This window comes from Sphingomonas sp. LH128, from assembly GCF_000293195.2.
Lineage (GTDB): Bacteria > Pseudomonadota > Alphaproteobacteria > Sphingomonadales > Sphingomonadaceae > Novosphingobium > Novosphingobium resinovorum_A.
The window spans coordinates 1-14,383 of sequence record NZ_ALVC01000219.1; the positions used below are offsets into that span (position 1 = coordinate 1).

The 14,383-nt window shown below is 67.1% G+C and carries 13 protein-coding genes and 1 pseudogene; 8 read left to right on the forward strand and 6 right to left on the reverse strand.

The window, feature by feature from the left end:
• From LH128_RS17625 to LH128_RS17660, 8 genes and pseudogenes are all read left to right on the forward strand, one after another.
• Positions 1 to 1,265: aldehyde dehydrogenase family protein (locus LH128_RS17625; protein ID WP_008831026.1), on the forward strand; the 1,265-nt coding region annotated here is incomplete at its 5' end.
• Positions 1,266 to 1,490: 225 nt separating this feature from the next.
• Positions 1,491 to 1,880, forward strand: coding sequence for a hypothetical protein (locus tag LH128_RS17630; RefSeq protein WP_008831027.1), 390 nt, complete (start codon positions 1,491 to 1,493; stop codon positions 1,878 to 1,880).
• A gap of 77 nt (positions 1,881 to 1,957) precedes the next feature.
• Complete coding sequence (locus LH128_RS17635) at positions 1,958 to 4,240, forward strand: TonB-dependent receptor (protein WP_037520039.1); 2,283 nt, start codon at positions 1,958 to 1,960, stop codon at positions 4,238 to 4,240.
• Positions 4,228 to 5,637 (forward strand): PepSY-associated TM helix domain-containing protein, encoded by a 1,410-nt coding sequence (locus LH128_RS17640; protein WP_051211516.1) that lies wholly within the window; start codon positions 4,228 to 4,230, stop codon positions 5,635 to 5,637. Before LH128_RS17635 ends, LH128_RS17640 begins: the two co-directional genes overlap by 13 nt.
• Positions 5,638 to 5,758: 121 nt before the next feature.
• Positions 5,759 to 5,947 (forward strand): hypothetical protein, encoded by a 189-nt coding sequence (locus LH128_RS34635; protein ID WP_008831030.1) that lies wholly within the window; start codon positions 5,759 to 5,761, stop codon positions 5,945 to 5,947.
• Positions 5,948 to 5,977: 30 nt separating this feature from the next.
• A pseudogene (locus tag LH128_RS17650) lies at positions 5,978 to 6,784 on the forward strand (extracellular catalytic domain type 1 short-chain-length polyhydroxyalkanoate depolymerase); the annotation flags it as partial.
• Positions 6,781 to 7,218, forward strand: a complete 438-nt coding sequence (locus tag LH128_RS17655; protein WP_008831032.1) for a barstar family protein — start codon at positions 6,781 to 6,783, stop codon at positions 7,216 to 7,218. The pseudogene LH128_RS17650 and the gene LH128_RS17655, both read left to right, overlap by 4 nt.
• A 119-nt stretch (positions 7,219 to 7,337) precedes the next feature.
• On the forward strand, positions 7,338 to 8,768 hold the full coding sequence (locus tag LH128_RS17660) for a CYTH and CHAD domain-containing protein (RefSeq protein ID WP_327195207.1): 1,431 nt from the start codon (positions 7,338 to 7,340) through the stop codon (positions 8,766 to 8,768).
• A gap of 143 nt (positions 8,769 to 8,911) precedes the next feature.
• On the opposite strand, the gene LH128_RS17665 is transcribed toward LH128_RS17660, so the two are convergent.
• The 6 genes from LH128_RS17665 to LH128_RS17690 form a co-directional block, all read right to left on the reverse strand.
• Positions 8,912 to 9,382 carry a nuclear transport factor 2 family protein gene (locus LH128_RS17665; protein WP_008831034.1) on the reverse strand — a complete coding sequence of 157 codons (471 nt, stop codon included), beginning with the start codon at positions 9,380 to 9,382 and terminating at the stop codon, positions 8,912 to 8,914.
• Positions 9,382 to 10,011 carry a pyridoxamine 5'-phosphate oxidase family protein gene (locus tag LH128_RS17670; protein WP_008831035.1) on the reverse strand — a complete coding sequence of 210 codons (630 nt, stop codon included), beginning with the start codon at positions 10,009 to 10,011 and terminating at the stop codon, positions 9,382 to 9,384. Before LH128_RS17670 ends, LH128_RS17665 begins: the two co-directional genes overlap by 1 nt.
• Positions 10,012 to 10,064: 53 nt before the next feature.
• Entirely contained in the window at positions 10,065 to 11,042 is a 978-nt protein-coding gene (locus tag LH128_RS17675) for an alpha/beta fold hydrolase (protein WP_008831036.1), read from the reverse strand.
• A 137-nt stretch (positions 11,043 to 11,179) separates the two neighbouring features.
• Entirely contained in the window at positions 11,180 to 12,091 is a 912-nt protein-coding gene (locus tag LH128_RS17680) for a LysR family transcriptional regulator (protein WP_248006007.1), read from the reverse strand.
• Positions 12,092 to 12,193: 102 nt separating this feature from the next.
• Positions 12,194 to 13,681 (reverse strand): GGDEF domain-containing protein, encoded by a 1,488-nt coding sequence (locus tag LH128_RS17685; RefSeq protein ID WP_008831038.1) that lies wholly within the window; start codon positions 13,679 to 13,681, stop codon positions 12,194 to 12,196.
• Positions 13,682 to 13,771: 90 nt separating this feature from the next.
• Positions 13,772 to 14,383: enoyl-CoA hydratase-related protein (locus LH128_RS17690; RefSeq protein WP_008831039.1), on the reverse strand; the 612-nt coding region annotated here is incomplete at its 5' end.

Consider the following 14,383-nt stretch of genomic DNA (forward strand, 5'->3'; position numbering starts at 1 on the left):
CCCGCCGCGCCTTCGCCACGTATGGCGATAGCAGCGTCAAGGACCGCCTCGACCTTCTCGAAGCCATCCAGGCCGAATACGAACGCCGCGAAGCCGAACTCGGCGAGGCGATCATGGTCGAGATGGGCGCTCCCAAGGGCCTCGCCAACGGCTTTCACACCCTGCTCGGCAAAGGCCACCTCGGCACCGCGATCGAGGTGCTGAAGGAGTTCAAGTTCGAGGAACAGCGCGGCGTTACCCTGATCCGCAAGGAACCGATCGGCGTCTGCGGCCTGATCACGCCGTGGAACTGGCCGATGAACCAGACCTGCGTGAAAATCTTCCCGGCGCTGGCGGCAGGCTGCACGATGATCCTAAAGCCCCCGCAACTCGCGCCCTATTCCGCGCAGATCCTCGCCGAGATTCTCGACAAGGCGGGCGTCCCGGCTGGCGTGTTCAACATGATCCAGGGCCAGGGCTCGGTGATCGGCGCGGCGCTGTCCCGGCATGAGGACGTCGACATGATCTCCTTCACCGGCTCCGAACCCGTGGGCGTGCAGATCCAGAAGGACGCCGCCGACACCGTCAAGCGCGTCGGCCTCGAACTCGGCGGCAAGAGCGCGTGGATCGTGCTCGACGATGCCTCTCTCGCGGCGAACGTCGCGGGCGCGACGGCGGGCATGATGGGCAATTCCGGCCAGACCTGCTCGGCCGGTTCGCGCCTGCTGGTCCCCGCCTCCCGCCTCGACGATGTGAAACGCGCCGCCGCCGAGGCCGCCAGCGGCGTCACCGTGGGCGACCCGCAGAGCGATGTGGCGATGGGACCGGTCGTGTCCAAATCGCAGTACAACATTATCCAGCAGTACATCGAGAAGGGCCTTGAAGAAGGCGCGCAGCTGATCGCCGGTGGCCTCGGCCGCCCCGAGGGCCTGGACAAGGGCTGGTACGTGAAACCGACCGTGTTCGTCGGCACCAACGACATGGTCATCGCCCGCGAGGAAATCTTCGGCCCGGTGCTGGTCGTCATCCCCTACGATGACATCGACGACGCAGTGCGGATCGCCAACGATTCGAATTTCGGCCTCGGCGGCTACGTCTCGGGCGAGGATCTGGACACCTGCCGCGCCGTCTCGCGCCGGATGCGCACGGGGGCGATCTGGGTGAACGGCGGCTTCGACTTCCACGCGCCGTTCGGCGGCTACAAGCGCTCGGGCAACGGGCGCGAGTGGGGCGAGTTCGGGTTCCACGAATATCTGGAAGTGAAATCGGTCATCGGTTGGAACTAAGAGGAAGTCCTGGGGCCCCCGAACACTTTGGCGCCCCAGACCCCTTTACTGTCGAGGATATGCGCGCGGCCGCGTTTCGCGCCCACTTCGAGCCGGAAGACAAAAAGCCTGCGGCGCCATGAGGAGCTGAGGTGGCTGCACGCGCAGCGACGACAGTATGGGGGTCTGGGGCAATGGCCCCAGGACTTCTTCCCTTCCTCCTTCCGACCCGCTAAGAACCCGCCCGTGGGCACCATCAGGCACTTCTTCCGGCACCGTCCGGCGCTTGCGGCATTGCTGCTGGCCGCCGCGCTGTGCCTCAAGGCGCTGGTCCCCACCGGCTACATGCCCACCGCGTCCGAGACCGGCACAGTCGTCATGCTCTGTTCGGGCACGACGATGACCGTGGAGATTCCCGTCAAGGGCGCCCATCCGGACAATGGCGCCACCACCGCCGACCACCCGTGCGCCTTCGCCCCGCTGAGCGCGGCACTGACCGGCGCCGACTTCGCGCCGCTGGTACTGGCGGCGCTGGCTTTCGTCTTCGTCGCCGCGATCCTGCGCCGCGACCTCGCACTGCCTGCGACCGGCGCCCGGATCAGGCCGCCCAGTCAGGCGCCGCCGCGCTTCATCTGAACCCGTAAAAGCCCGGCCGTTTCGCGGCCTACAGCTACTCGCCCGCCTCCAGTGCGGGCCGTTCAGGTGAATTTTCCATGCTCCGTAGATTGCTCGCGCTCGGCGCGGCTCCGCTTGCCCTGTTTCCCGTCCATGCCTTCGCCGAAGAGGCGGACGAATCCACCATCCTCGTCGTCGGCCAGCGCGACCGCGACATCAGCCTCGACGCGCGCGGGTTGTCGGTCAGTCTCGGCGACGAACAGTTCGAGGGCGTCAACGCCCGCAACGTCGAAGACCTCATGAAGTACGCGCCCGACTTCTTCGTGCGCACCCGCTATGCCGGAGACTCCAACGGCGTACCGGGCTTTCGCGGCACCCATTCCACTCAGAGCGCACGGACGGTGGTGATGGTGGACGGCTTCACGGTGTCCAACTTCCTCGGCAACTCCTTCGCCTATGCGCCCAAGTGGGGCGTCGTCGGCCCCGGCGAGGTGGAGCAGTTCGACGTCGTCTACGGCCCTTACTCGGCACGCTATGCGGGCAATGCGATGGGCGGCGTGGTCAACATCACCACCCGCTCGCCCGAGAAGACCGAGGCCTTCGCCACCATGCAGGCCATGGCCCAGCCCTACGACCAGTACGGCACCCACGACACGTACTACGGCTATTCCGCCGAGGCCGGGTTCGGTTTTCGGCAGAAAGAAGGCCCGTGGTCCGTGCGCATCTCGGGCCGCCATTTCCGCAACACCGGCCATCCGCAGATGTTCTACGGCCTGACGCCCTCCACCGGCACCGCCGCCGTGACCGCAGTGACCGGCGCAATCGTCGATCCCAGACAGGCCGTCGCCGGTTCGCCGGGCACTAGCACCAACCCGATCTTCGCCGCGCAGAGCCCGGCCAAAACCACGCAGGATCAGGCCAAGCTGCGCCTCGGCTACGACGGCGCATCGGGCGTGACCGGCGAGTTCCTGCTGGCCTACTGGCACAACCTCGACAGCCAGACCGCTCCCGACTGCTACTTGCGCGATGCGGGCGGTAATGCGGTATGTGGCGGCCTCGTCTCGGCAGGTGGCAGGAACTACACCGCCAGCGGCGCCAACTGGTCGCGCACCGTGCGGGACGAACTGCTGGCGGGCCTCAAGCTCTCCGCCCCGCTGTCCGATGCGGTGGAGGTGCAGGCGAACGTCTCCACCTACCAGATCCTGCGCTCGGACGGCTTCACCTCGACCGGTTGGACCAACGGCGCCAACGACGGCGCGGGCCGCCTTGCCCGGCAGGGGCCGACCTACTGGTGGACCGGAGAACTCTCGGCCACCGCGCACCTCGGCAGCGTCGAACTTGCGGGCGGCGGCAGCGCGAATCTCTACAAGACCGACCTCACCAACTACACCTTGGCAAACTGGCGCAGCGATACGGGCAATGCGATCTCCACCCGTACCTTCGGCAAGACGCGTAACCTTGCCGCATGGGGAGAACTGCGCATCCCGCTCGATCCGGTAACCCTGACACTGGGCGCCCGCTACGAGGACTGGCGCGCCTTCGACGGCGGCCTCGCCCGCGTGAGCACGGCGGGCGCGGTGGTCACCAACCGTTACGACGGCCGCCATGCCACCGGCTTCCAGCCCAAGGCATCGCTGGAATGGGCCGTCGATCCCGACACCCGCGTGCAGCTCAGCCTCGCCAGGGCGGTGCGCTTCCCCACCGTGGGCGAACTGTTCCAGGGCAGCCTGAACGGCGACGGCACCTTCAACGAAGACAGCTTCGATCCGAACCTGAGGCCCGAGCGCTCGACCGACGCGAACCTTCTCGTGGCGCACGACTTCGGCCATGTGAAGCTGACCGGCTCGGCGTTCTGGCAGCGGGTGAAGGACACGATCTTCGCGTTCTACGGCTTCAACCAGAACGGGGTGAGCACCTCGAACTTCAAGAACGTCGACGTCACTCGCCAGTACGGCTTCGAACTGATCGCCGAAGCCCGCGACGTCCTCATCCCCGGACTCGACATCGACGCCAACGCCGCCTGGATCGATTCCGTCACCGTGCGCAACGACGCCGCCCCGGCCGCCGAGGGCGTGCAATTCCCCCGCATCCCGCGCTGGCGCCTCAACGGCAACCTGCGCTACCGGGTGGCAGAGCCGGTGCTCGTCTCCATCGGCGTGCGCTATGCCAGCCGCCCCAACACCGACCTGTTCGGCCTCCAGCGCGGCGATACCTACGGCTATACGTCCGAGCTGTTCGCGCTCGACGCCCGCGTCAGCTGGGACGTGACGCAGCAGCTTCGGGTCAGCGCCGGCATCGACAACATCACCAACGACAGGGCCTGGGTCTACCACCCCTACCCGCAGCGCAGCTTCCTCCTCGAAGCGGGATGGACGCTGTGAGCACCGCGACGATCCCTGCCGGGCCGCGCACCGAACGCTGGTATCGTGCGGTCTGGCGCTGGCATTTTTACGCGGGGCTGTTCTGCCTGCCTTTCGTGCTCTGGCTTTCGGTGACGGGCGGCCTCTACTTGTTCAAGCCGCAGATCGAAGCCGTGATCTACGCACCTTACCGCAATGTCGCCTCCGGACCGGCGCTGGCGCCCGAGGCGATCGCCGCCAGCGCCGTCGCGGCGGTGCCGGGTTCGGTGCTGCACAAGTACGTCCTGCCCGAAAGCCCGCGTGATGCGGTGCAAATCCTCGTCGGCAGGGGCGCCGGAGACGTGCGCGTCTGGGTCGATCCCCAGACCGGCGCGGTGCTTCATCAGGTGCCCGAGGAGGACCGCCTCATGCGGGTCGTCTTTCGCCTCCACGGCGAATTGCTGGCCGGGAACCTGGGCTCCGCGCTGGTCGAGACGGCCGCGTGCTGGACGCTGGTGATGCTGCTGACCGGCCTGTTCCTGTGGTGGCCGCGCGGCGGGGCGAGGCTGGCTGGCCTGCTCTACCCGCGCCTGCGCCGGGGCCGCGCGCTGTTCTGGCGCGATATCCATGCCGTGACGGGCCTTTGGATATCGCTGGGCGCCCTGTTCCTGATCGTCTCCGGCCTGCCATGGGCGAATGCATGGGGCGACTATTTCCGGCAGGTCCGCGTGGTGACCGGCACAGCGTCGGGACGGCAGGATTGGTCCGCCGGCTCCACCACCGAAAGCGCCCGCCGCGCCCGCGAAGACGCCGCGATGCGCGCGATGATGTCCGAACATGCCGAGCATCACGGCCAAATGACTATGGGCTCGATGGCGCACATGGCCCCGCCGCCCGCCGCCCTCAACGCGGTGATCACGAGGGCCACAAGTCTGCACTTCGCCGCTCCGGTCGAGGTCAGCCCGCCGACAGCGCCCGGCACCCCGTGGCAGGTCCGCAGCCAGGCCGAGAACCGCCCCCGCCGCGACAGCGCCGAGATCGCCTCCGACGGCCGCGTGGTCGGCGTGGAGCGCTTCGCCGACCGCCACTGGATCGACCGCGCGGTGGGCTACGGCGTGGCGATCCACGAGGGCGCCTGGGCCGGTCTCGCCAATCAGCTGCTCAACCTCGCGGTGCTGGCCGGGCTCGTCCTGCTGTGCGTATCGAGCGCGGTCCTGTGGTGGCGCCGCCGCCCCGGCGGGGGCCTCGGCGCCCCGCAGAGCCTTGCCCCGCTGCATCATTCATGGGCGCTGGTCCTGCTGGTACTGGCGCTGGCGGCAGCGATGCCGCTGTTCGGCCTGTCGCTGGGGCTGGCGGCGATTACGGAGGCGGTGCTCGGCCGCATCGCCCCGCGCCTGCACCTGTGGATGGGGTGGCGGAAAAAAGCTGCATCCGGATGATGCGGGCCGCGGGGAGTGGGGAGCGGGCGCCATTCGCCGGAGGGTGACAGTTGGCGCCGGCTCTGCGATGTTCGTCGCTTCTGGCGCTTGCGTGCAAGCAACGAAGATTCACCAAGGCGTGATGGCCGACCTGTTCAAGACACTCTCCAAGGCAGCACGCCTCGTCCGCAAGGGCCGCCCGATGTCGGCGCTGATCGCCATGCAGGACGGGCTCAAGCCGACGGCGGCGCCCAGAACCAGGTTGCCGAAGGCCCCCCGGCGCAAGCAGGCAAAGCCCGCAGCGGCCCGGCAGCCGCGTCCGGCGCCCTGAACTTTCGGCGCGCACGAGTTCGATTGCCGGCACGGCGCGATTCACTTCCGGCTATATACGCCGCGCGGCCCGAAGCGCCGGAACCGCCCCCTCGTCGTCATGCTGCACGGTTGTTCGCAGACCGCATCCGACTTCGCGACCGGCACCGGCATGAACGAACTGGGTTGCCTCGTCCTCTATCCGCAGCAGTCGCAGCGGGCGAACCTGGCGCGGTGCTGGAACTGGCACCGTCCAAGGAACCAGGCGCGCGGCGAAGGAGAGCCGGCGCTGATCGCGGCCCTGACCCGCCATGTTTTCGCGATTGCCGCGGGCAATTCGGAACGGGTCTTCATCGCGGGCATTTCGGCGGGCGGCTCGGCCGCCGCGATCGTCGGGGCGGCCTATCCGGACCTGTTCATTGCGGTGGGCGTCCATTCCGGGGTCGCACGCGGCACGATCCGGACCTTGCCCTCGGCGCTCGCCGCCATGCGCGGGGACAGGCGGGCCGGATTCATCGGCAGGGCGACCCGCCCCCTGCCCACCATCGTCTTCCACGGCGACGAGGACCGCGTCGTCCATCCGTCCAATGCAGCGGGTTTCCTCAACACCCTGGAACGCTCGCAGCCCGGCCCGCTGATTTCGCGCACGTATTATGGAAAATCCGACAAGGGCCGGGATTTCACGCGCAAGGTCTATCGCTCGTCGAGCGGGAACACGCTGCTCGAGGACTGGACCATTCACGGAAGCGGCCATGAATGGTCGGGCGGCAGCGCCTCCGCATCCTACACCGATCCGCTGGGGCCGAACGCATCGCGGGAAATGATGCGCTTCTTCCTCTCGCAAAGGAGAGCGAATTGACGCCGGAGCCGCCGCGAAACCGGGATGACGGCGGCACGATGGCGCCCAGGCAGTTCGAGATCGACGGCAGCACCATGACCGACATCGCCTCGTTCTATGCGCAGATGAACCGGCTGCTCATGGACGGAGAATCGTGGGCGCTGGCCGAAAGCCTCGATGCCCTGAACGACGTGCTCTACGGCGGCTACGGCGCCATCGCAGGGCGCGAGCCTGTCCGCTTCGTCTGGAAGGACATCGCCGCGACGCGCGCCGCGCTGGGCCGCAAGGCGACCTGCGCCTTCCTGCGCGAACGGCTGAAGACGAGAACGATGTTCAACGGCTCTCCCATCGTCGATCAGCTGGCCGCGCTGGAAAGCGGCTTGGGCACCACTTACTTCGACGTCGTGATGCAGGTCTTCGCAGACCATCCCAATATAGAGATCGTGCCGGCATGAGCCGGAAAAGCGATCGATCGGTGTACGCGCTGTCACGATTTGCCGGCTCGCCCGTTGGTCACCGATAAGGCAGGACAAGAGGCGAACCGATGACCCCCAAGCCGTCCAGAGGCATGGAAATGGAACTGAAGCTGGAGCTGGATGCGGCGGGCATGGATGCCCTCGGCGCGTCGGAGCTGCTGGCTGCTGCGCCGGGCGCCGTGTCACAGCGCGCCATCTACTTCGACACGCCCGACCAGAGCCTGCTGCGCGGCGGGCTGTCGCTGCGCATCCGCCGGGAAGGCGACCGCCGGGTCCAGACGGTCAAGGCTTCCGGCGCCACCGCGGGCCTGTTCGTTCGGCCGGAATGGGAATTCAAAGTCGCGGACGACCAGCCCGTGCTCGATCATACCAGCCCGGTCCGCGCCCTGATCGGCACCGGCACCGAAGCGATCGCGCCTGTTTTCGCCGTCGAGAACGAACGCCGCCAGTGGATGGACGGCGGCATCGAGATTTCGCTCGACGACGGCCGCGTGATCGCCGGAGATCGCAAGACGTCGTTCGCAGAGGTCGAGCTGGAGCACAAGAGCGGCGATCCGGCCGCGATCTTCGCGCTTGCCCGGAAAATCGACGCGGTGGCTCCGGTCCAGCTTGGCGTGATGAGCAAGGCGGAACGCGGTTACCGGCTTCTCGGCCCCGCACCGACCGCCACCAAGGCGCACCGCGTGGCGCTGGACGAAAGCATGACGGTGGCCAGTGCGCTTCAGGCCATCGGTTTCGCCTGCCTGCGCCACTATCGCCTCAACCTCCCGCTCGTGCTGGATCACCGGGATGCCTCAGCGCTCCATCAGGCCCGCGTGGCGATCCGGCGGCTGCGGTCCGCGCTCACCATCCACAAGAGCGTGTTCGTCGATCGTACCGTGCCGAGGCTGAACACGGAACTGCGCTGGCTGGCGGCCGAACTCGGGAAGGCACGCGACATCGACGTGCTGCTCAAGCGGACCGGGCAGAGTGCGATCAGGACGCAATTGCTGGAAGCCCGGGCCGCGGCCTACGACGCGGTGGGCATCGCCCTGCAATCGGCGCGGGCGCGAGGGCTCATGATCGATCTCTTAGAATGGCTGAGCATGGGCGAGTGGCTGCGCGACGACACCAACGCCGAGGCCGCGGCGACACCGGTGCCCGGCTTCGCGGCGAGGACCCTGCGCAAACTGCGCAAGAAGGTAAAGCGGCAGGGCCACGGACTTGAGGCGCTGGACGACGAGAGCCGCCACGAACTGCGCAAATCGGCCAAGAAGCTGCGCTACGCCACGGAGTTCTTCGCTGCATTGTACGACCGCAAACGCGATCGCCGGCGGTTCAAGCGCTTCCTGTCGGCCCTCGAAGACCTGCAAGACAGCCTCGGCAACCTCAACGACCTGTCCGCGGCGTCAGAAACGCTGCGGCGGCTCGGCATCACCGGCGGGGATGCGGATGGACGCGCGGGCGACCCGAAGGCAAAGGCAGCCCTGCTGGAGCAGGCCGCCGCCCATCATGACAGCCTGATCGGCGCCAAGCGGTTCTGGACGTAGCATCCTCGAGATGAGCCGCGGGCTTCGCCGGCGGGCTCGCGGGCGGATGATGGCAAGGGATTGCAGCCCAACACCGCCGCCTGCCACCGACGTCCCGTCATCCGGACCGACGATCCGGTGACTGGCCCCGATGCCGTCACCCTCTAAAATCCGAGATCGCCAAGACCCGTATGTGCGTCGGGACGCCGGCCCAGGGGCCAGTGAAAGCGCCGGTCTTCCACTGCGATCGGCGTGTCGTTGATGCAGGCAAGGCGCCTTTGCATCAGCCCGGTTTCGTCGAATTCCCAGTTCTCGTTGCCATACGAGCGGAACCAGTTGCCGCTGTCGTCATGCCATTCGTATGCGAAGCGCACGGCGATGCGGTTGTCACGAAAGGCCCACAGCTCCTTGATCAGCCGGTAATCCAGCTCCCGCTGCCACTTGCGCGTCAGGAACGCGATGATGGCGGGGCGGCCGTTCAGGAATTCGCCGCGATTGCGCCACTGGCTGTCCGGCGTATAAGCCAGCGCGACCTTTTCGGGATCACGGCTGTTCCAGCCATCCTCGGCAAGGCGGACCTTCTCGGCCGCCGTCTCCAGCGTGAAGGGCGGCAAAGGCGGGCGTGGACTTTCCATCATGCTTCTCCTCGTTTTTCGAGCCGGAGGCGCAGGGCTGCGTTCTCTGCTTCCAGTTCGGCCATCCGCTCGTGCAGCGGGCGCACCGCCTGTTCGATCTCCCGCTCGGTGAAGCGGGGGGTGATGTGCTGGGGGCAATTCCAGTCGAACGCCTTCAGCCGGAACCGGAAGATGCGCTCGGGCCGCGCCTTGTAGCCCTTGTCCATGACGCGTTCGGTCAGTGCCGGGTCCTCGTCAAGCGACAGCTTGTCGACATGGGCATAGATCTTGAGCCGCATGCGGCGCGGATAGTCCATCAGGAACAGCGAGGCCCGGTCGTTCGCGGCCAGATTGCCGGTGCTGATGTACTGGCGGTTGCCGCGATAGTCGGCGAAGGCCAGCGTGCGCTCGTCGACCATCTTGAGGAACCCGGCGGGGCCGCCGCGGTGCTGGACATAAGGCCAGCCGTCTTCCGAGACGGACCCCATGTAGAAGCTGTCGCGCGCGGCGATGAAGGCGGCCTCGTTCGCGGTGAACCGGTCGAATTCGCGGTTCCCCTCGAAATGGGCCCACTGCCTGTCCGCGCCCATCTCCGCCTGCGCCGCGCGGACGCTGGGGGTCATGGCGATATCGAGAAATCCGTAAGACATGGCGTATCTTCCGATTTGAGGCGGGGGCAGTTCGCGACTGCCCCCGCCCTCGTTCAGCGCGGCGCGACCTTGCGATCGAGGAAATCCCGGATCAGCGGCGCCATCTCGTCCAGCTTGTCCTCGAGCGCGAAATGCCCGGTATCGAGGATGTGGAGTTCGGCCTCGGGCAGATCCCGCATATACGGGTGCGCGCCGGGCTCGGGGAAGATCGTGTCGTTCTTGCCCCACAGGATGATCGTCGGCGGCTTGCGCTCGCGGAAGAACTGCTGGAACTGCGGGTAGAGCGGCACATTGGTGCGATAGTCGTAGAACAGGTCGAGCTGGATCTCGCTGTTGCCCGGCCGGTCGAGCAGCGCCTGGTCGTGGACCCAGTTGTCCGGGCTGATCCGCGATACGTCACGGACGCCGTCGGTGTACTGGAACTTGGTCGCCTTCGGCGTCACCAGCCAGGCCTGCGCTGCCCGGTCCTTGGCCGATCCGCTCTTCCAGTAGGTCTTGATCGGGTCCCAGAACGCGCCGAGCCCTTCGTCATAGGCGTTGCCGTTCTGGACGATCAGCCCGCTCACCCGCTCGCGGTGCTTGAGCGCCAGCCGGTAGCCCACGGGCGCGCCGTAATCCATGACGTACATCGCATAGCGCTGGGCACCGATCTGGCCCATCAGCGCATCGACCATGTCGGCATAGTGCGCGAAGCTGTAAGCGAACTGCTTGTGATCGGGCGCATCGCTCTCGCCGAAGCCGGGATAGTCAGGGGCGATCACGTGATAGCGATCCGCCAGCGACGGGATCAGGTTGCGGAACATGTGCGAGGACGTGGGAAAGCCGTGCAGCAACAGCACCACCGGGCCATCGGCCGGGCCGGCTTCGCGGTAGGCCATCTTCACGCCCTCGATGGTCGCGGTGCGGTAGTGAACGGTCGCCGGCGCCGTGCTGGACGCGGTGATCTGCTGCGTAGTGGCCGCCATTGCACCGCTAGGAGCGGCGATGGCCGCGCCCGCCAGCATCAGGGACAGGATCAGTTGCTTGGTCATTTTTTCCACCCTCGTCGAAACCGCTGAGCGATCTGCGTCAGCTTCTGGAGGGAGATATAATTCTTACTGATCGAAGCGATAATTCGGCAATTTTGAAAGTCATTGTTCCGATAATTGGAATTATCGCGCGATGGCCGCTATTGAAGAAGGGGATTGTTTCGCAGCGTTTCAACGGCGAGATCGACGAACGCGCGTACTTTGGCGGTCGCGCGTCGGCCCTCGCCATGGACCACGTGTATCGGCATCGGGCTTTCCGCATGATCGTCGAGCACCGACTGGAGACGGCCCTGCGCCAGTGCCGGATCGATCTGGTAGGACAGCACGCGGGTGATGCCCCAGCCCTGTTCGGCTGCGGCTATGGCGGCCTGGTTGGTGTTGCACAGCAGGCGCGGGTGAACGGTGACGCTGGTGCGCGAATCCGGGCCGAAATGCCACTCGGGCGAAACCCAGGCGCCGGTCGGCATGATGACGCGGTGCTCGGCAAGATCGGCGGGGGATCGGGGCACGCCGTGCTCGGCAAAATAGGACGGCGCGCCGCAGATTACGCGGCGCACCCAGCCCACGCGCGTGGCGGTCAGGCCCGACGGCGGCAGATTGCCGATCCTGACCGCCACATCGATTCCTTCCTCGATGATGTTCACGCTGCGGTCGAGGAACAGGCTTCTGCCAGTCACGCGCGGGTAGAGATCGAGATATTCCAGCAGGACGGGAAGCACGTGCATCTGCCCGAACATGACCGGCGCAGTGACGACGAGCGTGCCGGCGGGGTTGCCGTGCGATCCCGCCGCCGAAGCCTCTGCCTCCGCGATATCGACCAGGATGCGCCTGCAGTCGTCGAAATAGCGCTGTCCGGCCTCGGTCATCTTCACCGACCGGGTGGTCCTTGCCAGCAGCCGCACGCCGATCTCGTCTTCCAGACAGGATATCGCGCGCGTGACGGCCGGCGGGCTCAGGTGCATTTGCCTTGCCGCCTCGGCGAAGCTTGCGGTCTCTGCCACCCGGACGAAAATCCTCATGGCCTGCCACCGATCCAATTCCACGTCCTCCATCGACACCGCGTTCGCGCCGGAGATGGGCGCAATCGGCGTTTGGGGTCAATGTTTCCGGCCTGGCCCCAGGGATAAGTTATCGAGCGTCGACGCGAAGGCGCTTCAGGCCGCTCGGCCGCCGGTGGTGGAGACCGGGGGCGTATCGACGGCGCGCAGGCGCACGGCGCTGCGGCGGGCCACGCGGTTGCGGCCGCTGTGCTTGGCATCATAGAGCGCCGTATCGGCAGCCGAGACGAATACGGCGACCTCGGTGTCGAGCGCCTGGGTGCAGGCGACGCCGATGCTGATCGTGACGACGCCCTCGCCCGTCCCGGATGGCAGGCCGAGCGCTTCCACCGATGCCCGCATGCGTTCGGCGATCATGCCGGCGTCCTGTGGGTCGATGCCGGTGAGGATCGCGGCGAATTCCTCGCCGCCGTAGCGCGCGACGAGGTCGCTGTCGCGCCGCGCGCAGCCGGACAGGACGGCCGCCACGGTGCGCAAGTGCTGGTCGCCCACAGCGTGGCCGAACTGGTCGTTGAGCTGCTTGAAATGGTCGATGTCCACCATCAGCAGGGCCAGCGGCTCGGGGCTTTCCCGGCGCCGTGCCCATTCGCGGGCCAGCACCTCGTCGAAGCGGCGGCGGTTCGCGATGCCGGTCAGCGCATCGACGTGCGAGAGGCGAGCGAGTTCGTCCTGCTCCTCGAAGTTGCGCAGTTGCACCAGCATCGTGCGCAGACCATAGCCGAGCGAAGCCGCGACGCAGCCGCTGATCGCGATGATCGGGTCGTAGGATACCAGCAGCACCGATACGGTCAGCAGTGTCGCGGGGATCAGCAGCGGCCCTCCGGCGCGCACGATCCTGGGCGCGCGTGCGCCTCCGGCTGCCCCCAGTCCCTGCCGGTAGGGCTCGCCGACGGCATGCCAGGCAAGCACCATGAACGGCAGGTCGACGAGAAGGTCGGACCAGCCGCCGTACGCCGTCGCGGACTGGTAGTGATTGATGTAGCCCGCGCAGAGCATGTAGACCACCGCGTAGACCGTCATCGCGCGGAAGAACGGCGCCCGCTGCCGGGTGCGCACGAGGAAGCGGATCGTCGCGAAGGCTGCGATGAACAGGTTCTCGATGTCGAACATCAGCTGCAGCGCATCGACCGTCTCGAACGGGGTGCGGGACTGCGAGATCAGCTTGCCGACGTGGATGTAGTAGAGATAACCCAGCGCCGTCGCCAGCGCGGCATCGACCAGGCGGACCTGCCACTTCTCGTCCGCAGGGCTGGCCAGCGCGAAGATCAGCGGCACGCCGTAGAGCACGTATAGCAGCATGCTCAGCCGGTCTTCGCGCACGATGTCGAGGAACAGCGTGGCGAACATCGTCGATGTCATGCCGCCTGCCCAGCACAGCATCGCCGCGCCTGCGGGAAGCCAGCCCTCGAAACCGTCCTTCCAGCCGCGATACAGGCAGGCCAGACCCGCGAGGACTGGAGCGGCGATCAGCCATGCGAACGAGGCTTGCGTGCCCGCGCTGCCGGCAAGCAGGAGCGAGCCGGCGTGCCCTGCAAGGAACAGGACGGGAAGTGCTGCAGTGATGATCCTCGATCCGTGCCGCATGTCATTCCCTCGGGCGGGGCACTCTTTCGATGATCTTTGCCACAGGCACCTTTAATCGAAGTTAATTCCTACTGCCGTGCGACTTGGGTATTACTGTGGCTCGGCCCAGGCCGGAGTTCGCTTTTCGAACAAGGCCTTGCCGCCTTCGCGCGCGTCCGGCCCCGTCAGCATGGCGCGGACTTCGGGCAATGCGAACATCTCGCGGTTGGAACCTTCCATGCCGAGTGCATAATAGGACCCGATCACCGCCCTGGTCGCGACGATCGCCGCGGGCGAGCAGGCGGCGATCTCCTCCGCCCAGCGCCGGGCACACTCGAGCAGCTGCTCTGCGGGCACGACTTCGGCCACCAACCCCCAGTCGTGCGCCTGTGCGGCGGTGATGCGCCTTGCGGTCAGCAGCATGGCGTGGGCGCGCTTGGGGCCGAGTTCCTGCACGATGCGCTGGATGCCGCCGCCCAGCGCCGCCAGCCCCACCCGGGGTTCGGTGAGACCGAAGGCGGCGCTCTCGGCCGCGACGATCACGTCGCAGGCCAGCGCCGCCTCGAACCCGCCGCCCAGCGCCAGGCCGTTGACCGCCGCGATCACCGGCTTGCGCCGGGCGAAGCGCCAGGTCAGGCCCGCAAAGCCGGTCTCGGGCACCGGCATGCCCCTGAAGGCACGCGGATCGTCCTTGTTCGACGGCGTGCGCAAGTCCGCGCCCGC

Bases quoted from the DNA above. Each gene is read 5' to 3' on its own strand.
- LH128_RS34635 (WP_008831030.1), top strand. From the start codon at position 5,759: ATGGCCGACCTGTTCAAGACACTCTCCAAGGCAGCACGCCTCGTCCGC.
- LH128_RS17660 (WP_327195207.1), top strand. From the start codon at position 7,338: ATGGAACTGAAGCTGGAGCTGGATGCGGCGGGCATGGATGCCCTCGGC.
- LH128_RS17670 (WP_008831035.1), bottom strand. From the start codon at position 10,011: ATGTCTTACGGATTTCTCGATATCGCCATGACCCCCAGCGTCCGCGCG.
- LH128_RS17680 (WP_248006007.1), bottom strand. From the start codon at position 12,091: ATGGAGGACGTGGAATTGGATCGGTGGCAGGCCATGAGGATTTTCGTC.
- LH128_RS17640 (WP_051211516.1), top strand. From the start codon at position 4,228: ATGGACGCTGTGAGCACCGCGACGATCCCTGCCGGGCCGCGCACCGAA.
- LH128_RS17665 (WP_008831034.1), bottom strand. From the start codon at position 9,382: ATGGAAAGTCCACGCCCGCCTTTGCCGCCCTTCACGCTGGAGACGGCG.
- LH128_RS17675 (WP_008831036.1), bottom strand. From the start codon at position 11,042: ATGACCAAGCAACTGATCCTGTCCCTGATGCTGGCGGGCGCGGCCATC.
- LH128_RS17685 (WP_008831038.1), bottom strand. From the start codon at position 13,681: ATGCGGCACGGATCGAGGATCATCACTGCAGCACTTCCCGTCCTGTTC.
- LH128_RS17635 (WP_037520039.1), top strand. From the start codon at position 1,958: ATGCTCCGTAGATTGCTCGCGCTCGGCGCGGCTCCGCTTGCCCTGTTT.